Raw genomic sequence first — 19,945 nt, 5'->3', positions numbered from 1 at the left:
ATGTGGAATCAAGCTTATCCCTATTGATGAGAACAGAGCCTTATTATTATTTAGTCCTATCATAATCCATGCTGCCATAACAAACAGCCCTTTTTCTTTGAGTGTCAAATTTAGGGCTAAAAAGATTTTTACTCTCTATTTCATCTTTAGTGTGAATGCCCACCAAAGGCAAAAGAGAATGGATTAAATCATCGCTCATGAAAGGTTTGTTTAAAGCGTTTTTAATCAACTTTACTTTCTCGGGGTGTTTTTCTTTAAAAATATCGCTCACATAAATCATAAAAGGGATTTCTAATCCCGCTTTAGAGCACCTGTGCCCATAAGTAGGGCCGCTTTCAAACATGTCTTGCGCATGGTCGCTCAAGTAAAACACAATAGCGTCTTTGTCTTTAAAGAGGTTAAAAATTCCATTCAAAACAGCGTCGTTATAATAAAGCGAATTGACATAATCAGTAACGATTTGCTTGTCTCTATCGCTGATTGCGTGCAAATGAGAAAAATCCAGATCACTTGGTTTGAACTTGGCAAAGCTTTTAGGGAAACGATCGGCATACCAACTATGCGATCCTAACAAATGGAACACGATAAAATTCTTGTTCTTTAATTTTGGCTGGACATTTTTAGAATAAAATTTCGCCAGCTCTTCATCGTATGCGCCATAGTCTCCTAAAATGTAGTAGCGGTTTTGAGAGCGATTAGAGACCAGGTTTTGTGTGATCCCCCATTGATCGACGATTTGTTTTTCTAGCCAAAAAGTTTCATAACGGGATCGCTTAAAAATATCTATCATGTTGTGATAATGATACCAAGGCTTATTCGTTTCAGCGTTGCTGTAATTGAGCAGGCTTTCAAAGACTTCAGAGGTGTGGGCTTCTTTGCTTATCGTGTCAGAAAACACGAACAGGTTGTTACTCTCTCTCTCTCTCTCTCTCTCTCTCGTTGGCGAGTGGGCTCAATAAGGGGTTATTGGGGGCGTTGTAGCCATAGAGTTGCATGAAATTTCTGCTCGCACTTTCGCCGATGACTAAGATGACATTTTTAACATCGCCCGTGCTAGAAAGATAATCGCTTGGTAAATAAAGGTTATTTAAAAAGCTATAAAATTTTATGGCTTGTTGGCGATCAAACAAGCTCAAATAAGCGGAATAAAACCCCCTAGTTAAAGAGAGAGAAAACAATGATCTTTTTAAAATCGCATCGTTTTTTGTAAGGTGTTTAATGTTACGAACGCTCCCTATTGTAAGGATAGAAAGCCCTAAAACGCCCGCTATCACACCAGGCACAAGCACTCTAAAGCGAATGATTTTAATGGAGATCAACAAAGCGATCAAAATCAAAGCGTAGTAAAACAAATAATTGTTATAGCTTTTTATAAACGCCATCGTTTCAGAGCTGTTTGTGGCTAAAAGCGTGTCAATCAAGCCTTTGGAAAAAGGCATTTTAAACATAAAGAGCGTAAAAATTTCAGCCACGCTAAGAATAATACCGCTTCCTATAAACAGCCATTCTAATGAATATTTCAAGTGCTTTTTAGGGATTAGCGTGCAACCATAATACACCACAAACCCGATTAAAAAAGTGCCTAAAAAGCCTTTGGAGAAAGAAAACAAATCGCTATTTTTGTAAGCGTTAGAAAGGGCGTTACAAAGAAGGAATATTAAAAATTTTTCATCTAGAGTTACGCTATTGGCAAAGAATTTTAAAAATTTCAATAATTTTTCCATGAATGCCCTTTAAGAGAGTTTGAAAACTTTTTTCAAAATATTTTTTATCCTAAAACAAAAATAATCCCTAATCGTTTTTGATCGGATGTGGGTTTTAAAAGATTGCATTTGTTGGTCTTTAGCCATTTCAAGGCGTTCTTTAAAAAAATCGTTTTTAAAAGGGGTGCAAAAAAGGTTGGCGAGCCAAAAACTCGCTTCAGCTTCATAGCAAATCAAACGCCCGTTCAAAGAACTCACAGAACGCCACGGCTTGTATTGGATGAAATGGAGCATGATGATGTTTTTAGGGTAGTGCTCTTTGAAAAAGTCAGAATAGCAATTATAATAAATAGGCAATTCTAAAATACGCTCTAAAAACACCATATTGATTAAACACTGCTCAGGGTAGAAAAGATCCTTTCCCCTATTTTTCAAAAACTCTAAAGCGATTTTTTCAAACCCATTTTCGCGCCACAAATCCAAATTCGCCACCAAAAAGCCCATGTTAAAACCTTGATGGATGCGTTTCAATTCGTTTGGGCTAAAGCGTGAAAAATCCATTTTAAAATTCTTACAAGCGCGCTCGCAAAAATCACAAAAGGCTTCAAAAGAAAGGTGGGAAAAAGTGTCTCTCACCATGCCAAGCAACTTAGTGGGATCGTTATCCAGCGCAAAATAAGCGCTTGCAACATCGCCCAAAAACACCGTATCCACATCTATGGAAATGATTTTAGAATAATTAGGGAAGAGCGAAGCGAGCAAGAGCCGGCACAAAACAAGAAGCCCGCCATAACGCTTGGAGCAAGACTCATTGAGATAGCTTTCTATGGAATGATCGAGCGAATTGATGTCTATAAACTCTAATGAAGCGAATGTTTTAAAAGGCTCAAGGGTTTTTAAAAGCTTGTTTTGCTGCTCTAAAGTTACCCCTTTAACCAAACAATGGATTTTATACACGATGTTAGCGCCTAAAAGTTGGTTGCTTTGATTTAAGGGGCTAAAGTCTATCGCGCTTGTGTGCCTGCTCGCATGGGAGAGTAACGAATAAAGGCAAACTCCTGCCCCTAGTGCGTAATTCTTATCAAAACTCATAAAAATAGGGATAACTTGATCGGGTAAATTTTGCGTATCCATTTATCGCTCCCTTGTATCGCTTTTTGAGTGTTTTAAAATCGCATGCCTAACTTCTCCAACGCTCCCTGTGTAAAGGTTGTTGAATTGGGTTTTATTGAAAGTGTTTTGGCGCTTGGCTAATTGGATGGTGTTAGAGGTAATCGTTTCTTCTAGCTCCTTTAAAGTGAGTTGTTTTTCTAAAAAAAGAATGCTCTCTTTAACGCCTATGGCTTTAAAAGGCTGTGAATCTTTAGGGTATTGAGCATAAAGGGCTTTGATTTCTTCAATAAGACCACAATCAAGCATGTTTTTGGTGCGCTGTTTGATGTTGTTTGCAAGCGCGCTTTTTTCAATAGAAAGAGCGAATAATGAGATAGCATGCTCAAAGGGTTTTTTAGGGTTAGTTTTAAAATACTCGCTTGGGGGCGTGTGGGTGGAATAAAAGATTTCTAAAGCCTTATGGATGCGGTAAGTGTCGTTTGGATGGATTTTAAAAGTGCTTGTGGGGTCAATGGATTTTAAAAACGCGTAAGGGTTAGCCAAAGAGCTGATTTCTCGCTCTATTTTTACAGCCTCTTCACCGCTAATTTTTGGCATGCTGCTCAAACCTTCTAAAATGGATTTTAAATAAAAACTGCTCCCTCCCACAATGAGTAAAATTTCTTTAGAAGACACTCTCATAGCGTCCTCTAAAAGGGTTTTAAAAAGGGGGGCGTTATTTTTTTCATCAATGTTAAGGTAATCTAGGGCGTAATGCTTGATATTTTTTCGTTCTTTCAGGCTCGGTTTAGCCGAAGCGATATTGATGTCTTTATAAATACTCAAAGAATCCAAAGAAAAGATTTCAGCGTCCAATTCTTGGGCTAATTCAATGGAAAGAGCGCTTTTCCCGCTCCCGCTAGGCCCTAGAAGCGCGATGAGTTTCTTAGGCGTTTTGATGAACGCTCTCCCTCTTGTAGGTATTCAAAAACCCTTCTAAGTCAAATTTTTTACGGCATTCTTCGGTGAAAAGATGGATCATCAAATCCCCTAAATCCAAAATGATCCACTCTTCATTAGACTCATCTATTTGGTAAAAGACTTCGCCTAAAGGCTTAAGAGTGTTTTTAAGCGCGTCCAATAAAGAAAGGGCATGCTTGTTCGCTAGCGTAGTGGCGATAATGACATCTTCTACCAAGTAGGGGGTTTTGGATAAATCAATATGCGTAATATCAAAAGCCTTTTTTTCATCTAATAAAGCCGTAATCGTTTCTATGCGTTTGTCCATGAGTTTCCTAAAAAATGGGTTAAAATAGCCTTATTATAACTTAAATCAAGGAAGATTAATGACCCCTGAATTAAAATCCCTAGGCGCTAAAACGCCCTATATTTTTGAATACAACAGCCAGTTATTAGAAGCTTTCCCTAACCCAAACCCCAATTTAGACCCCTTAATCACGCTAGAGTGTAAGGAATTTACAAGCCTTTGCCCCATCACTTCCCAGCCGGATTTTGGCACTATTTACATCCGCTATATCCCTAAAGATAAAATGGTAGAAAGCAAGTCCTTAAAACTCTATTTATTCAGTTACAGAAACCATGGGAGTTTTCATGAGAGCTGTGTCAATACGATATTACTAGATTTAGTCCAATTGCTAGAGCCAAAGTATTTGGAAGTGTATGGGGATTTTGTCTCTAGGGGCGGGATTGCGATCAAGCCCTTTGTGAATTACGCTCTCAAAGAATACCAGGAATTTAAAGAAAAACGCCTTTTGAATGCGAAATAACGCGCAAAGATAGGGTTTTAAGATTAAAGCCCTTCCAAGTTAAATGGATAAATTAGGGGGAAAATGAGAAAAATAAGAGAATAAAAGAGTAAAAAAGGAGACCCCACAAGGGGGGGGGTTATTCTTTTAACTCCGCCTCCTCTTTATCTAAATTAGCGAGGTGCTCATCAACCTCTTTAGCAGTTGCTAGTCCAATATTATTGAAAATGTCTTTTAGCAAATTTTCAGTAAGACCCGCACAGCTTAATCCATATTTATTGATACCGCCATCGCATAAAAGTTGCGCGATAAACAACGCCTCATTTTTGTTTTTAGGTAAAGTCGTAGCCCAAAAACCATCAGGTGAAAAATCGTTAAGTTCTTTTTCAAACTCCTTATTACCCTCCGCATACTCTTTAATCATGCCACAGAATAAAGTTGTCCCTACTCTATCCAAGTTGTCAAGTGTCGTAAGTTCGCATTTTTCCTCATCTCGGTTATCAATCATAGCACGCCACTCCGCATCGCTATGTCGGTTTAATCTTTTCGCATAATGGAGAGCAGTAATAATGATAGCGGACGCTTGATTACCGCTCCCCTCAAAAAACATAGGAGATAATAACGCCCCAAGCCTCCTTTTTCTCTCACTTAAAGTATAATCCTCCGCAATAATCTCAAAGCTAGTCTTATCATCAGTAGTCTTAAATCCAAAAGCGAGTTTAAACCTATCCTCTTTTTCTTTAGGAGTGGTAGTCCTATCCTTAACACTCGCACCGCTCGTAACGATTTTAACGCCTTTCAACAAATCCTCTCCGCTTTTTTCAGCGTAATTGTTCGCAACTTCATTCAATGGAACTTTATTGAACCACTTTAAGAACTTATCGCTATTGAAAACATAAGTGGCTTCGTTGCCTTTTTCGCTCCTTAAGGTTACACGATTAAACCCAATACTAATGACTTTAGCCTCCACCACTTTGCCGTTGATTGTGGCTTTGACCAACGCGCCTACTTTTAACTGATTTTCGTTTTGAAAACCCATAAAATACTCCTTGGTAAAAATTTGTTTTAAATTCCGCTATAATTGTCCGTTCAATGTTTTTTAATGTTTTTTATCTTTTTGGCATGGCTTGTTCCTCCTTGTTGTGGGGTGGGCGTTTCAAAACGCCCCCCTTATTTTTGAGTGATCGCTTCATTTGATCTCTTTTAAAAGAGCGTTTTTAAAAGCTTTAATCACACTTTCACCCACCAATTCAGCGATACGATAATGCGCGATTAAAAAGTCTAATAATTTTTCGCTCCTTTGTTGAATCTCTGTAATCCCGAAAGAAGCGTTTTTGGCCACTTCTTTTTCGCTATAAGAGCCTTTAAGGTATGCCTTTCTTTTTTCCTCAAAAGGCTTGTTGCTTAAAGAGCTGTTAGCGTTTTTAGGGATTAAAAGCAAGCTCCCTAAAGCATGCACGATATTAGGGTTTTTGGCCCAATTTTTTTCTTTAGCGCTATAGCCTTGATCGGGATTTTGGGGCAAGATATGCTCAATGCTTTCTATACTGCCATCAAAATTCAGAGTCGTTTCAGGGTTATGGTGCAACTCGTATTCATACAGCAAGTAATTCAGAGCCTTGCCCCACTTATACCATTTTTCAGAATTCTTTTTAGAATGGATACTCTCTTCAAGCAATTCTAAAGCGCTATTTCCTTGTCTGTTGAAAAAACTCTTTTCTAGCGTTGGAAGTTTTTCAATGGCGATATTTTCTTCCCCATATCTATACGCTCTGAACGCTTCAAAAGCCAATTCAATCCATTCGTTTTTGGCCGTATTCTTGCCAGCAACCCCATAGATTAAAAACCCGAAACGCTCTAAATATTCTAATAAGCTCTCCAATTCTTGGGCGGTGTAATGCCGTTCACTGCCACTTCTTACAGCAAGCTGTATGGTTAAAAGAGAGAGCAATAGGGGCAGAAAAGCGTTGTCGCTCAAAGCGTTTAAACGCCGCATCTTGTCTAACAAGCCGCACATTTTAGGAGTGATTTCTATCTCAAGCTTTTTATTGTCATTAAAAATAAGAGTGATAGCCTTTTCATCAAGCGTGTGCAAGAAATTCCACACTTTAGAAGAATAAGAAAGATAGAATAACAACTCGTCTATTTTGTCATATTCATCGCTAAAGGGTGTGTTATGGGTATATCTTTTATGAGCGTTAAACTCCATTTCCAATAACCTCTTTTTAAAATCCCCTTTCTCGCCATAATAATACGCTACAAAATGCTTTAAAAACCTCTCTAAATCATCATCTTCAAATTGCCTCAAATCGTCATAAATGATCGTGTAGGTTTTATTGATCTCTTTTTGAAGCGTTTCTAATTTTTGTCCGTTACAAATCTTGTGTGCTACAAAATGCAAGCGGTTTTTAAACAATTCCAGAGTGGATAGATCCTTACCACGATTGTTGATCGTTTCAAAAGAGCTGAACGGATCGATTCGGTTATCATTCAGTTCTACCACGCTAAAAAGCATTTTCTTTATAAGGGCATCAAACATTTTTTCAAGCGTTTCCATAGGCGTATCGCTGATTTTTTCTTTAAAAAATGCATAAGCGTCAATCAAATTTTTAGCGTAAAAAGAAGTTTGAAACCTTTCTAAATCTTTTTCTTCTCCCATGATCGCCCCAAAAGCTTCACTCAAACCATAATACTTATAGGACAGAACGGGTTCAAGGTTGATTAAAGAATACTTTGGGTCTTTATGTTGGGTAATCTTGGCTAAAAGGTCTAATAAAATCAAGCTCGTAGCCAATCGCTGCTGGCCGTCTATGATTTCAAAAGCGCTATCTTCAAGCTCATTTTCAAGCCCTCTTAAGGTTAAGCTGTGCATGTAATGGAATTTATTTCCCAGCTTAGAGACATGCTCTAAATCGTTCCAAAAATCCTTCAATTGCCTTTCCTGCCATGCATACCCCCTTTGATAGCTAGGGATTTCAAACACGCCTTTTTCAACCACTCCGTCTAAAGTTAACAATTCCATTAAAATCCTTTCATAAGTTTATGGGTTAAAACCCATAACCCTTCATTTTTCGCTCAATCAATTTTGGTTGTCCAAGTCTTGTGCTGTGCGTGAAGTGCCAAGTGTTTTTATTGACTAATTCTTCGTATTCTTGGCTCCCTTTTTGAGCGCAAACGCCCTCAACCTTTAACGCTCCCTCTTCATCAGTCCCAATAGTGTCATGGTCAATCTTTAGGGCAAAAACGCTCCGTTGGACTTCAGCCCCTCTAGTCGTTGAATCCTCATTCACAATACCAATGATGTAATCCGCTTTACGCATGAGCTCAAAATGCTTGTGCTGAGCCGCTTTGTCTCGTCGTGAGCGGAAATAACTCAAAGTGCATTCATCGCACAACTCTTTAAAATCCTCATTCCCTGGAATAGTTCCCTTATAGGCGCCTGAAACCATGCACAACAACAAATTGTATTTTTCATGTGCTTTTAAATCTTCTAACTGAGCCATCATCTTCTCCTTGTATTAAATTTAACTCTGTAAGCCCCACTGGTTTAAAAATGGGGCTTATGGAATCAAATGGTTTAAAAATGTTGTGGCACGGATTAATGAGAGAGGGAATAAAAGGGTTAATGCAAGAGGGAATAATAAAAAGTAAGGGATTTTTAAGCGATCTTTTGTAAAAGTGATAAAAATAGTTATAAAAACATGATAGCGTTGCTTGATTGCTTGATTGCTTGATTGCTTGATTGAATGATTGCTTGATTGCTTGATTGAATGATTGCTTGATTGAATGATAGAATGATAGAATGATAGAATGATAGAATGATTGAATGATAGAATGATAGAATGATAGAATGATAGAATGATTGAATGATAGAATGCCATTTCTACCCCTTTTTTGAAAAAAAAATGACTTGGGGTATTGTATCTAGCGGTATTCAATCAATGGTTAATGGTGCGTATTTATTTTTTAATGATGCGTTTTATTTTATGAAATGTTTTATTTAATGATGCGTTTTATCTTAACTTATTTAAGGCTTTATTTATTTAAAGCTTTATTTTACTACCCCCATTCCTATCATTTCCAATAACTTTCATTCATTTCTTTCAAACTCTAAATTTTCTTTCAAATCCCAAAAACTTTAAGCAAACTTTAAGCATTGCATGTCTATAATTACATTTCGTTTTTAAAGACAAGCTTTAAAAAGTTCTTTAATTTGAAACCACTCAAGCAAGTTCTAAAAGCTAAAAGCTTTAAATATAAAAAAATATAAAAGCCCACCAGCTAGTAAAACTTGAGCGTTATAAAAAGATTAGGGATCAAGCATTTTTAGTCTTCTTAAAGGGTTTAACATTTAAGAGTGATTATAGCAAGTTTTTAAAGAAAAACGAAGTTATTTGATTTAATATTGTTAATAGCCTATGTAAAAGTAAAGTAAAACTACAATAACTCTGTCTTATATTCATTAAGGCAGTGGTAGCGCTGAAGAATATTCGTGCAATTGTCGTTATTCATTATAAAAGGGCGGGTTTTAAAGGATATTTTAAAATTTAAAACAAGCTTTTAAGAGCAGATGGCGGATGCCTTGCCAAAGAGAGGCGATGAAGGACGTACTAGACTGCGATAAGCTATGCGGAGCTGTCAAGGAGCTTTGATGCGTAGATGTCCGAATGGGGCAACCCAACTAATAGAGATATTAGTTACTCTAACAGAGAGCGAACCTAGTGAAGTGAAACATCTCAGTAACTAGAGGAAAAGAAATCAACGAGATTCCCTAAGTAGTGGCGAGCGAACGGGGAAAAGGGCAAACCGAGTGCTTGCATTCGGGGTTGAGGACTGCAACATCCAAGAGAACGCTTTAGCAGAGTTACCTGGAAAGGTAAGCCATAGAAAGTGATAGCCTTGTATGCGACAAGGCGTTCTTAGGTAGCAGGATCCAGAGTAGGCCAGGACACGAGAAATCCAGGTTGAAGCTGGGGAGACCACTCTCCAACCCTAAATACTACTCTTTGAGCGATAGCGAACAAGTACCGTGAGGGAAAGGTGAAAAGAACCGCAGTGAGCGGAGTGAAATAGAACCTGAAACCATCTGCTTACAATCATTCAGAGCCCTATGATTTATCAGGGTGATGGACTGCCTTTTGCATAATGATCCTGCGAGTTGTGGTATCTGGCAAGGTTAAGCGAATGCGAAGCCGTAGCGAAAGCGAGTCTTAATAGGGCGAACAAGTCAGATGCTGCAGACCCGAAGCTAAGTGATCTATCCATGGCCAAGTTGAAACGCGTGTAATAGCGCGTGGAGGACTGAACTCGTACCCATTGAAACGGGTTGGGATGAGCTGTGGATAGGGGTGAAAGGCCAAACAAACTTAGTGATAGCTGGTTCTCTTCGAAATATATTTAGGTATAGCCTCAAGTGATAATAAAAGGGGGTAGAGCCCTGATTGGGCTAGGGCTGCTCGCCGCGGTACCAAACCCTATCAAACTTCGAATACCTTTTATCGTATCTTGGGAGTCAGGCGGTGGGTGATAAAATCAATCGTCAAAAGGGGAACAACCCAGACTACCAAATAAGGTCCCTAAGTTCTATTCTGAGTGGAAAAAGATGTGTGGCTACTCAAACAACCAGGAGGTTGGCTTAGAAGCAGCCATCCTTTAAAGAAAGCGTAACAGCTCACTGGTCTAGTGGTCATGCGCTGAAAATATAACGGGGCTAAGATAGACACCGAATTTGTAGATTGTGTTAAACACAGTGGTAGAAGAGCGTTCATACCAGCGTTGAAGGTATACCGGTAAGGAGTGCTGGAGCGGTATGAAGTGAGCATGCAGGAATGAGTAACGATAAGATATATGAGAATTGTATCCGCCGTAAATCTAAGGTTTCCTACGCGATGGTCGTCATCGTAGGGTTAGTCGGGTCCTAAGCCGAGTCCGAAAGGGGTAGGTGATGGCAAATTGGTTAATATTCCAATACCGACTCATGGAGCGTGATGGGGGGACGCATAGGGTTAAGCGAGCTAGCTGATGGAAGCGCTAGTCTAAGGGCGTAGATTGGAGGGAAGGCAAATCCACCTCTGTATTTGAAACCCAAACAGGCTCTTTGAGTCCTTTTAGGACAAAGGGAGAATCGCTGATACCGTCGTGCCAAGAAAAGCCTCTAAGCATATCCATAGTCGTCCGTACCGCAAACCGACACAGGTAGATGAGATGAGTATTCTAAGGCGCGTGAAAGAACTCTGGTTAAGGAACTCTGCAAACTAGCACCGTAAGTTCGCGATAAGGTGTGCCACAGCGATGTGGTCTCAGCAAAGAGTCCCTCCCGACTGTTTACCAAAAACACAGCACTTTGCCAACTCGTAAGAGGAAGTATAAGGTGTGACGCCTGCCCGGTGCTCGAAGGTTAAGAGGATGCGTCAGTCGCAAGATGAAGCGTTGAATTGAAGCCCGAGTAAACGGCGGCCGTAACTATAACGGTCCTAAGGTAGCGAAATTCCTTGTCGGTTAAATACCGACCTGCATGAATGGCGTAACGAGATGGGAGCTGTCTCAACCAGAGATTCAGTGAAATTGTAGTGGAGGTGAAAATTCCTCCTACCCGCGGCAAGACGGAAAGACCCCGTGGACCTTTACTACAACTTAGCACTGCTAACGGGAATATCATGCGCAGGATAGGTGGGAGGCTTTGAAGTAAGGGCTTTGGCTCTTATGGAGCCATCCTTGAGATACCACCCTTGATGTTTCTGTTAGCTAACTGGCCTGTGTTATCCACAGGCAGGACAATGCTTGGTGGGTAGTTTGACTGGGGCGGTCGCCTCCTAAAAAGTAACGGAGGCTTGCAAAGGTTGGCTCATTGCGGTTGGAAATCGCAAGTTGAGTGTAATGGCACAAGCCAGCCTGACTGTAAGACATACAAGTCAAGCAGAGACGAAAGTCGGTCATAGTGATCCGGTGGTTCTGTGTGGAAGGGCCATCGCTCAAAGGATAAAAGGTACCCCGGGGATAACAGGCTGATCTCCCCCAAGAGCTCACATCGACGGGGAGGTTTGGCACCTCGATGTCGGCTCATCGCATCCTGGGGCTGGAGCAGGTCCCAAGGGTATGGCTGTTCGCCATTTAAAGCGGTACGCGAGCTGGGTTCAGAACGTCGTGAGACAGTTCGGTCCCTATCTGCCGTGGGCGTAGGAAAGTTGAGGAGAGCTGTCCCTAGTACGAGAGGACCGGGATGGATGTGTCACTGGTGCACCAGTTGTTCTGCCAAGAGCATCGCTGGGTAGCTACACACGGATGTGATAACTGCTGAAAGCATCTAAGCAGGAAGCCAACTCCAAGATGAACTTTCCCTGAAGCTCGCACAAAGACTATGTGCTTGATAGGGTAGATGTGTAAGTGCAGTAATGCATTTAGCTGACTACTACTAATAGAGCGTTTGGCTTGTTTTTTGCTTTTTGATAAGATAACGGCAATAGAGCATGGATAAGTTACCACTGCCTTACTGAGTGTAAGAGAGTTGGAGTTTTATAAAAACTTTTATAGGATAAACTTTAATTAAAATGAGATATTCTCTGGTTTAAAGCTAAAGGCTATTAACGATCTTCTTTGTTGAAAAACAGCTCCCTATAAAGAGAAAGGGGAGTTAAGGGTAAATGCGTTTTTATCTTTAGCTCCCTTTTCCTTGTGCCTTTAGAGAAGAGGAACTACCCAGTTAACCATTCCGAACCTGGAAGTCAAGCTCTTCATCGCTGATAATACTGCTCTTTTCAAGAGTGGGAATGTAGGTCGGTGCAGGGATAGGGAAATGTTTTTTAGTCTTGCTTTTTATCTTATTTCATTATTGACTCATTGTTTTGTTTGTTTAGGGGTTATTTAGTTTTTTACGCTAAAGTTTCTCAGTTTCTGGAGATGAGAGGTATGGGCAATTAAGAAAATGGGTAGAGAATACCAACAATTAGGAGGTTTTTATGGTCGTAGATGTTTCAAGCATTCCTTTTCAAGAATTTTGGCACATGCAAATCCATCAGCAACATCTGCAAGTAAGATGGGATGTGCATGATGTGTGCCAAATTTTAGAAGAATACCACTTCATTGGTTTAGCGGATTGGGAAGAGAGCAAAGGACAAATTAGAGATTTTTTAGAAGTGATGCGGGTGAATGACATTGTAGCCATCAAGCATGGACAACAACTTGTAGCGCTCGCACAAGTCATCGGCGGGGCGTATAACATTCACAAAGATCGGGCATTATGTGTTAGCGAAGAAGAAGACCCTTTAGTGGATTGGATACATTACAGGCGACCCGTTAAGATTTTAGATTGGGCAAAAGAGGGGCAGACGATCCCACAGGGTAGAGGCACTTTAAATAAGTGCGTAAGTCCGGGGACAGAAACCTCGCAAATCATTATGGGGTGGTATGAAAAGGTGCAAGAAGCCTTAAAAGCCAAAGGTGAAAGAGTTGTCTTAGTTTAAAAATCTCACATGTTACCCTTTGCAAGGGTGGGAAAGTAGGTCGGTGCAGGGATAGGGAAATGTTTTTTTAGTCTTGCTTTTTTATTTAATTTCATTATTGACTCATTGTTTTGTTTGTTTGGTGGTTTAATGTTTTATGGTTTTATTCAAAGTTTTTAGGGTTTTAAGAAAGCGAGTTTGATGGCAAAATAAAACTTAAAATCATAACATAAGATCTAAAATCCAATTTTTTAGAAAGTTTAAGATTTATATCTTTGGCAAGAAAAGAGTCCGCATCAATTAAACATGGATTTAAGAAAAAAGTTTTAATCTTTAGAGAATGTAATTATTTATAGAACTCTTATCTAAGCTTCTTTTAAAAGGAAGTTTATGAAGTTTTTTAAAATCCCTAAACTGCACTTCAATTCTAAAAAGCGATAAGAAATGTTTTTAGAAAGTTTTATTTTTTAAAAAATTATCGCTTTATAACCAAGCCCTTTGGTTTGATTGTAAAAAACGCTTCTAGCGTTTTAGATTTTTATTCTTTATTCTTTATTCTTTATTCTTTATTCCGTGAGTGTTGCTTTTTTATTTCTTTTGTGTTTAAATTGTTAGTTGGGGTGTTGTGGGGTTTGCGTTTAGATTTTTAGAACCGATCTAAAAGAAAACTTTTTCATCAAGTTTCTTTCTTAAAAAAGCCTAAAAATTTCTTAAACACTTCTTTAGGATCGAATGCATCACACACCTTGCACCCATACATGCCAATTAAAATCACAAGCCAGCTCACATACACCCAGCTCATCAAAAACCACAAAATAGAAACGCTCCCATAAAGCTCATGGTAAGTGCGATTATACAACACATAATAAGTGAAAGCCCATTTTAACACATGCCAAGAAACGCTCGTAAAAAACACCCATAAAAACACCCAAAAATAATGTTTAAACACCTTATTCGTGGGAATGGTAAAAAGGATCAAAAAAAACGCGTAAGTGCCTATCCATCTTAAAACATGCAACAGGCTTGAATCTTTATCTTCAAAAAACACTTGGATCTTAATATCAAAAAACACCACCAAAGGCAGAGCGAATAAAAACACTAAAGTCGTGCCAAAACCCCAAAATAAAAAGATTTCTTTACCCTTAAAATGCGCATAATCTCTGGGCTTTGCTTGAAAAATTTTTGATGCGATGGAGCGGTAGTTTTCACAAAAAAGCACCAACGCCACCACAATGGACACCTCTTCAAGCGTGCCTAAAGTCATGTCTGTTTTTTTAAAATTTTCTAAAAAATCCTTAATCGCACCAATGAGTTTAGGAGCGTTGGGGAAAATCAAGGCTTCCATTTCACCGCTGTGCGCTTGCAAATAATGAGACACAAAAAGACTAAACACAAACAACAAAATAGGCGATAAAGACAAAATCGTATAAAAACTCAAGCTGGAAGCGTAGTAAAACAATTCGCTCAAGCCCAAAAAGGCGTTTTTCAGACGCTTGGGGAAAATCATTCTAAGAAGGCGCAAAAACCCTCTAACGCTTTTAAAAAGTTCTCTCATTAATGACAGCTTGTCGCCATTGTCAAGCCATAAGAGAGCAGTTTTTCTATATCTTTTTTAGGGGCTTTGCCTTTGGTGGTTAAATAATCCCCCAACACCACCGCATTGATGCCGTATTCAAAAAGCTTGGCTTCCTGTTTGTCGTTATCTTTAAACACCACTTCACGCCCCCCAGCCACCATAAGCCTAGCGTTAGGCAAAAACTCTTTAGCCAAAAGCACGCATTCTAGGGCTTCATCCGCGCTTAAAGTTTCTGCATCAATGGGTAATACCGGGTTTTTAATGAAAAAATTAATGGGCGTGGTGTGCGGGGAGAGCGAAGCTAGCGCCCTGAGCATTTCAATCCGATCTTCCCAGCTCTCATTAAGCCCAAAAATCCCCCCACTGCACAAGCCTAATCCCGCCCTTAAAGCGTTTTCGCATGTGATGAACCTTTCTTCCCATGTGTGCGTGGAACAAATCTTAGGGAAGAAATTTTGCGAAGTCTCCAAATTGTGGTTATAACTATGAATGCCCGCATCTCTTAAAAACTCTAATTGCTCCAAATCCGCGCGCCCGCAGCATGCGATTAAATGCAAGCCCAATTCTTCTTGATTGATGGCTTTAGCTAATTTGGCGATATATTCGCATTTTTCATCGTCTAATTCGCGCCCTGAAGTAACCAGACAAAACCCTAAAGCCCCTAATTCCCTTAACGCTCTAGCCTCTTGTAAAACCACTTTTTCATCTTTAAATTTATAGCGTTTAATCGCTCCTTGGTGGTGTGAGCTTTGCGTGCAATAAGCGCAATCTTCCTTGCAATCCCCACTGCGCACATTGGAAATAGAACATAAAAAAATCTCTTGCATCATCATTCCTTTGTTTTAAAAAAGTTGGTTTTTTTAGACTGATTATAGCAAAGAAAAAGAAGCGCTTTTGATTTTAAGGGCTTTATTCCATTAAATATTAAAACTAAAACTTTATTTGATTTTAATTCAATTGTTCGTTAGCGCCTCTAAAGTCAATCTCAAAACTTTACGCTATAATTTTCTCACTTTTTCATTAAGGGATTTCATGCAAGATTCATCCATTCAAAGTTACCCCCCCCCCCCCAATCAGCAATAAAAGATCGCGCGCCCAATAACGCGCCTAGTAATGGAGAAATAGAGCTACCCACTCACATCACAAGCAATTTAAAAAACGAGCTTAGAGATTATCAAAAACAAGCGATAAATAATTATTTAGAAAAACGGCAATCCAACCCCTTTCAAAAGCATTTCATGTTTGAAATGGCAACCGGTAGCGGTAAAACCTTAGTGATGGCGGGTTTGATTTTGGAATGCTACAAGCAAGGCTATCAAAACTTTATCTTTTTTGTGAATAGTGTTAGCATTTTAGAAAAAACGAAATTGAATTTTACAGACAGCGTTTCATCAAAATACCTTTTTAGCGAGAATATCAATATCAATGACAAAAACACAGAAATTAAAAGCATCAATAATTTAAACGAGAGTCATAACAACGCTATCAACATTTATTTCAGCACCATTCAAGGCTTGTTTTCATTATTCACTAAAGCTAAAGAAAACGCTATCAGCATAGAGGATTTAAAAGATCAGAAATTGGTTTTTTTAGCGGATGAGGCGCACCATTTAAACACAGAGACTAAAAAGAAATTAAATGATAGTGAGGCTAGTGAAAAACGCAACTGGGAAAGCGTGGTGAAATTAGCGCTAGAACAAAATAAAGACAATTTATTGCTGGAATTTAGCGCCACTATCCCTAAAGAAAAAAGCGTTGAAGAAAAATATAAAAACCTAAAGGTGGCAACTTACACCTTAAAAGAATTTAGCGAGGATAAATTTTGCAAAAACATCTACTCCCTTTCCTATGAAAATAAAGAATTAGAAACGCGCTTTTTAGGGGCATGCGTTTCAAGTTTGTATAAAGAATTATTAGCCCAACACCACAATATTGGAAACTTTAAACCTTGCATTTTGTTTAAAAGCGAGAGGATTGAAGATAGCAAAGAAAATCAAGAGCGCTTCAATACCTTTTTAGAAAATTTAAGCCCTTTAGATTTAGAAAATTTTTTCAATCACAGCCGCAACGCTTTTTTTAAAGACGCTAAAAACTTTTTTGACAAGCAACATTACACCCCCAACCTTGCCGCATTATTGCAAACGAAATTCAAAAAAAGCGTTCAGATTAACACCAATAACGAAAAAGAATTAGAAAAGAGCATGCTTTTATTGAACTCCCTAGAAGACAGACAAAACCCTAAAAGAGTGATTTTTAGCGTGGATAAGCTCAATGAAGGCTGGGATGTGTTGAATTTGTTTGACATTGTCAGGCTTAAAAATAAAGCGAGCCAAAAAGACACCACCAAAGACGCCCAGCTCATAGGGCGAGGAGCGAGATACTACCCCTTTAGCTATAACGATTTAAAACCAAACCAAATAGAGTTTTACCAACGCAAGTTTGATCTTTTTAACCCCTTAAGCGCGCTAGAGAGGTTAGACTACCATGCTATTTATGACAGCGAGTTTATCGCTAAATTAAACAACGAGTTACAAGATTTAGGATTAGGATTTGTAAATGAAAAACAGACTATCCCTTTAACACCCACTAAGCGTTTCAAATGCTACTATGCGAGCAACAAAAGAGAAAAAAATAACAACCTCTTCAATAAAGACTATTCAGGCCCTGTTGAAGCCAAACTCAAAAGCTTGCATGTCCCTTTATTTGGCTTTATTGTGCGTGAAAAGAAAGTGGATTTTAAAGAAGAAAATAAAGGCGATAGAACTTACTATATACCCCACACCTTGGATAAAATCCCTATAAACTATTTTTTAAAAGCCCTTAATTTAAAAAACCTGGATTTCAAAACGCTTAAAAAAGCCTTTAAAAAACATGCCTTTAACAATAAAGTGGGATTTATAGAGCAATACATCTCTCAATTAAAAACAAACTTCCATAAAGACCAAAAGTTTGACGACAACGAAATCCTTTTACAACTCGCTGTTTATATCATTGGAAACTTAAAAGACACGCTTTTAAAAGAGCAAGATAAATACGATGTGAGCGCGTTAGAATTGAAAGAATTTGAAACGCATAATAAAAGCCTTAGCGTCAGTGAATGGGAAAAAAACATTCCCCCCTATGAATGGCTGCTTTTTAAGGACATGAGAAAACTAGACAGCGGTTTAGAAAGGGATTTTTTAGATTTTATCAATAAAAATAAAGAGATTTTAGACAAGAAATTCAAAGAATGGTGCGTTTTGAGGAACGACCATTTCGCTGAATTAAAAGTTTTTTGCAATATAGAAAATAGCCCTTTTTACGCGCAAGGTTTTGAGCCGGATTTTATCCTTTTTGCCCAAACGCATAGCGATGAATTTTTAGGCTTCACTTGTTATATGGAAGTTAAAGGCGAACATTTAGAGCTTTCTAACGCTTGGAAAAAAGAATTTTTAGAAATGCTAGAAAACGCCACGCTTAAAAGCCATAACAAAAAACTCCATTTAAAAGGCTTGCCTTTTTTCACGCTCCATAATAGCGTAGTCAATGGCGATTTTCAAACCGCTTTCCATCAAACTTTTAAGGACAAAGAATGTTAAAAACCCCACTCAAAACCCTAGTAGATATTTTAATCAATCGTTTCACTAAAGAACGCTTAGTTACTTTAATCCTAACAGCTGATGAAAAGCTTTTAACTTTCATGCTTGAGCATGAAAACGCTAACGACTACAAAAACGCTTTTTTTAAAATGATCGCCAACACGCTTGTATTCAATCAAGAAGCGTTATTGGAATGTTTAGACAAATATTTAGAAATAAGAAAATTAGATCGCTCTTTCACACGATTTAAAAATAAAATAGGCTTATATTCACAAGGGGGCTTTTTAAAGTCTAGCGGATCCGTCGTTTTGCATTTCCCTTTTAAAGACAATGTTTTACTGGGTAACGCTAAAGATAACAGCACCAAATCTAACGAGCTTTTTTACCATGAAATACTGCATAAAAAAGAAATTGACACGCTTTTATGCAAAAAAGCGTTGTGCCGTTTTGAAATGCATGGAGAAGGCGATTTAGAAAGCGCTTTAAAAGATAAAAACACAAACTACCTTATCAAAGGCAATAATTTGATCGCTCTTCATTCTTTAAAAAAGAAATTCGCTAAACAAGTGAAATGCATCTACATTGACCCCCCTTATAATACGGGTAATGACAGCTTTAATTACAACGATAATTTTAACCACAGCTCTTGGCTAGTGTTTATGAAAAACAGGCTTGAAGCGGCTAGGGAGTTTTTAAGCGATGATGGGAGTATTTATATTAGTTTAGATTATAATGAAGTGCATTATTGTAAGGTGTTAATGGACGAAATTTTTGGAGTTGAAAATTTTCAAAGAGAGATAATTTGGCGTATCGGTTGGTTATCCGGTTATAAAACATCAATCAATAATTTTATAAGAAATCACGATACAATTTTATTCTATTCTAAGAATGCAGATAAATTATTTTTTAATAAAAAATATATAGAAAACAAAGATTTTAAAGAATTAATAAAAATAGAAAAAATACAAAGTAATTTAGACAACTTAGGAATAGACAGAGAAAAACAAAAGAAGATTATAAAAATTATAAATCACGAAACAAGACCCGAAAGATACCCTCTAGAAGATATTTGGAATGGAAACGAATACGATGATCTAAATAGTATCGCCATTGTTAGTTACTCTGGTGAGACTGTATCTAAAATGTTAGGAACAGAAGAAATAAAGGGGCAAAAATCAGAAAAACTTATCCAAAGAATTTTAGAGGTCTCTACCAACGAAAACGATCTCGTGTTAGACTTTTTTGCCGGGAGCGGGACGACTTGCGCGGTGGCACACAAAATGAAACGCCGCTACATTGGCATCGAGCAAATGGACTATATAGAAACGATCACCAAAGAAAGGTTAAAAAAAGTCATAGAGGGCGAGCAAGGGGGCATTTCTAAAAAATGCGATTTTAAAGGGGGCGGGAGTTTTGTCTATGCTGAATTGAAAGAAGTGAATTTAGAAATTAAAAAACAAATCCTTAACGCTAAAAGCGCGAGCGAATGCCTAAAAATCTTTAACGATCTTAATGAGCGCTTTTTAAAACGTGCCGATTGTAAGATGGATGAAATTGATAGCGAAGAGTTCCACAATTTAGATTTAAACGAGCAAAAAAGGATTTGTTGTAATCTTTTAGACTCTAACGAAGACTATTTAAACTTGGGCGATATTGACGAAGACGCATGGGGGATAGATGGGATCACTAAAAAATACAATGAGATTTTTTATTCTTAAGTTTGATCGTTCAATGCGCACTATTTAACGCATCAAAACGCTACGCCTATTTAGTGGGTAAAAATAAACGATTA

15 protein-coding genes and 2 rRNA genes are annotated in these 19,945 nt (G+C 38.3%); 6 read left to right on the top strand and 11 right to left on the bottom strand.

Annotation, left to right across the window (positions count from 1 at the left end; all coding sequences use genetic code 11):
- Window positions 1–46: 46 nt before the first annotated feature.
- Genes HG567_RS07830 through rsfS form a run of 5 tightly spaced genes read right to left on the bottom strand, consistent with a single transcriptional unit; the run spans window position 47 to window position 4,083 of the window.
- Complete coding sequence (locus HG567_RS07830) at window positions 47–898, bottom strand: phosphoethanolamine transferase (protein ID WP_202139592.1); 852 nt, start codon at window positions 896–898, stop codon at window positions 47–49.
- Between the two features lie 10 nt (window positions 899–908).
- Window positions 909–1,724 carry a phosphoethanolamine transferase gene (locus HG567_RS07825; protein WP_237393062.1) on the bottom strand — a complete coding sequence of 272 codons (816 nt, stop codon included), beginning with the start codon at window positions 1,722–1,724 and terminating at the stop codon, window positions 909–911.
- Window positions 1,725–1,733: 9 nt separating this feature from the next.
- Window positions 1,734–2,837 (bottom strand): glycosyltransferase family 8 protein, encoded by a 1,104-nt coding sequence (locus HG567_RS06735; protein ID WP_202139590.1) that lies wholly within the window; start codon window positions 2,835–2,837, stop codon window positions 1,734–1,736.
- Window positions 2,838–3,734 carry a tRNA (adenosine(37)-N6)-dimethylallyltransferase MiaA gene (miaA, locus tag HG567_RS06730; protein WP_202140256.1) on the bottom strand — a complete coding sequence of 299 codons (897 nt, stop codon included), beginning with the start codon at window positions 3,732–3,734 and terminating at the stop codon, window positions 2,838–2,840.
- Window positions 3,735–3,741: 7 nt separating this feature from the next.
- Window positions 3,742–4,083 carry a ribosome silencing factor gene (rsfS, locus tag HG567_RS06725; RefSeq protein ID WP_202139589.1) on the bottom strand — a complete coding sequence of 114 codons (342 nt, stop codon included), beginning with the start codon at window positions 4,081–4,083 and terminating at the stop codon, window positions 3,742–3,744.
- 58 nt (window positions 4,084–4,141) lie between these two features.
- Here rsfS and queF point away from each other — a divergent pair, with 58 nt between their 5' ends.
- Entirely contained in the window at window positions 4,142–4,582 is a 441-nt protein-coding gene (gene queF / locus HG567_RS06720; RefSeq protein WP_202139588.1) for a preQ(1) synthase, read from the top strand.
- Window positions 4,583–4,700: 118 nt separating this feature from the next.
- Here queF and HG567_RS06715 read toward each other — a convergent pair whose 3' ends face one another.
- The 4 genes from HG567_RS06715 to HG567_RS06700 form a co-directional block, all read right to left on the bottom strand.
- Window positions 4,701–5,600, bottom strand: coding sequence for a hypothetical protein (locus HG567_RS06715; RefSeq protein WP_202139587.1), 900 nt, complete (start codon window positions 5,598–5,600; stop codon window positions 4,701–4,703).
- A gap of 150 nt (window positions 5,601–5,750) precedes the next feature.
- The gene (locus HG567_RS06710; protein ID WP_202139586.1) at window positions 5,751–7,583 is read right to left on the bottom strand and encodes a DUF262 domain-containing protein; all 1,833 of its coding nucleotides are present in this window, start codon (window positions 7,581–7,583) and stop codon (window positions 5,751–5,753) included.
- Window positions 7,584–7,608: 25 nt separating this feature from the next.
- Entirely contained in the window at window positions 7,609–8,064 is a 456-nt protein-coding gene (locus HG567_RS06705) for a hypothetical protein (RefSeq protein WP_165534965.1), read from the bottom strand.
- A gap of 57 nt (window positions 8,065–8,121) precedes the next feature.
- Entirely contained in the window at window positions 8,122–8,442 is a 321-nt protein-coding gene (locus HG567_RS06700; RefSeq protein ID WP_202163776.1) for a hypothetical protein, read from the bottom strand.
- A 669-nt stretch (window positions 8,443–9,111) separates the two neighbouring features.
- Between HG567_RS06700 and HG567_RS06695 the strand changes: the two genes are divergently transcribed.
- The 3 genes from HG567_RS06695 (at window position 9,112) to HG567_RS06685 (ending at window position 13,020) form a co-directional block, all read left to right on the top strand.
- Window positions 9,112–11,997 (top strand): 23S ribosomal RNA (locus HG567_RS06695).
- 231 nt (window positions 11,998–12,228) lie between these two features.
- Window positions 12,229–12,346, top strand: a 5S ribosomal RNA gene (gene rrf, locus HG567_RS06690).
- A 170-nt stretch (window positions 12,347–12,516) separates the two neighbouring features.
- On the top strand, window positions 12,517–13,020 hold the full coding sequence (locus HG567_RS06685) for a hypothetical protein (RefSeq protein ID WP_000259663.1): 504 nt from the start codon (window positions 12,517–12,519) through the stop codon (window positions 13,018–13,020).
- Window positions 13,021–13,675: 655 nt separating this feature from the next.
- Here HG567_RS06685 and HG567_RS06680 read toward each other — a convergent pair.
- Window positions 13,676–14,554, bottom strand: coding sequence for a YihY/virulence factor BrkB family protein (locus tag HG567_RS06680; protein WP_033617063.1), 879 nt, complete (start codon window positions 14,552–14,554; stop codon window positions 13,676–13,678).
- Window positions 14,554–15,402: a biotin synthase gene (locus HG567_RS06675; protein ID WP_001155623.1), complete on the bottom strand. Its 849-nt coding sequence runs from the start codon at window positions 15,400–15,402 to the stop codon at window positions 14,554–14,556. Before HG567_RS06675 ends, HG567_RS06680 begins: the two co-directional genes overlap by 1 nt.
- A 192-nt stretch (window positions 15,403–15,594) precedes the next feature.
- Here HG567_RS06675 and HG567_RS06670 point away from each other — a divergent pair, with 192 nt between their 5' ends.
- On the top strand, window positions 15,595–18,153 hold the full coding sequence (locus HG567_RS06670) for a DEAD/DEAH box helicase family protein (protein ID WP_338154417.1): 2,559 nt from the start codon (window positions 15,595–15,597) through the stop codon (window positions 18,151–18,153).
- Complete coding sequence (locus tag HG567_RS06665) at window positions 18,147–19,871, top strand: site-specific DNA-methyltransferase (protein ID WP_202163775.1); 1,725 nt, start codon at window positions 18,147–18,149, stop codon at window positions 19,869–19,871. Before HG567_RS06670 ends, HG567_RS06665 begins: the two co-directional genes overlap by 7 nt.
- Window positions 19,872–19,945 lie beyond the last annotated feature (74 nt).

Source organism: Helicobacter pylori, assembly GCF_016755635.1.
GTDB lineage: Bacteria > Campylobacterota > Campylobacteria > Campylobacterales > Helicobacteraceae > Helicobacter > Helicobacter pylori_CQ.
The sequence above is the reverse complement of the archived record's forward strand: the minus strand, read 5'-3'. Positions and strand labels throughout refer to the sequence as shown.

Excerpts from the sequence above, each read along its gene's own strand:
- HG567_RS07825 (WP_237393062.1), bottom strand. The coding sequence starts at position 1,724 with ATGGAAAAATTATTGAAATTTTTAAAATTCTTTGCCAATAGCGTAACT.
- HG567_RS06735 (WP_202139590.1), bottom strand. The coding sequence starts at position 2,837 with ATGGATACGCAAAATTTACCCGATCAAGTTATCCCTATTTTTATGAGT.
- rsfS (WP_202139589.1), bottom strand. The coding sequence starts at position 4,083 with ATGGACAAACGCATAGAAACGATTACGGCTTTATTAGATGAAAAAAAG.
- queF (WP_202139588.1), top strand. The coding sequence starts at position 4,142 with ATGACCCCTGAATTAAAATCCCTAGGCGCTAAAACGCCCTATATTTTT.
- HG567_RS06715 (WP_202139587.1), bottom strand. The coding sequence starts at position 5,600 with ATGGGTTTTCAAAACGAAAATCAGTTAAAAGTAGGCGCGTTGGTCAAA.
- HG567_RS06710 (WP_202139586.1), bottom strand. The coding sequence starts at position 7,583 with ATGGAATTGTTAACTTTAGACGGAGTGGTTGAAAAAGGCGTGTTTGAA.
- HG567_RS06705 (WP_165534965.1), bottom strand. The coding sequence starts at position 8,064 with ATGGCTCAGTTAGAAGATTTAAAAGCACATGAAAAATACAATTTGTTG.
- HG567_RS06700 (WP_202163776.1), bottom strand. The coding sequence starts at position 8,442 with ATGGCATTCTATCATTCAATCATTCTATCATTCTATCATTCTATCATT.
- HG567_RS06685 (WP_000259663.1), top strand. The coding sequence starts at position 12,517 with ATGGTCGTAGATGTTTCAAGCATTCCTTTTCAAGAATTTTGGCACATG.
- HG567_RS06680 (WP_033617063.1), bottom strand. The coding sequence starts at position 14,554 with ATGAGAGAACTTTTTAAAAGCGTTAGAGGGTTTTTGCGCCTTCTTAGA.
- HG567_RS06675 (WP_001155623.1), bottom strand. The coding sequence starts at position 15,402 with ATGCAAGAGATTTTTTTATGTTCTATTTCCAATGTGCGCAGTGGGGAT.
- HG567_RS06665 (WP_202163775.1), top strand. The coding sequence starts at position 18,147 with ATGTTAAAAACCCCACTCAAAACCCTAGTAGATATTTTAATCAATCGT.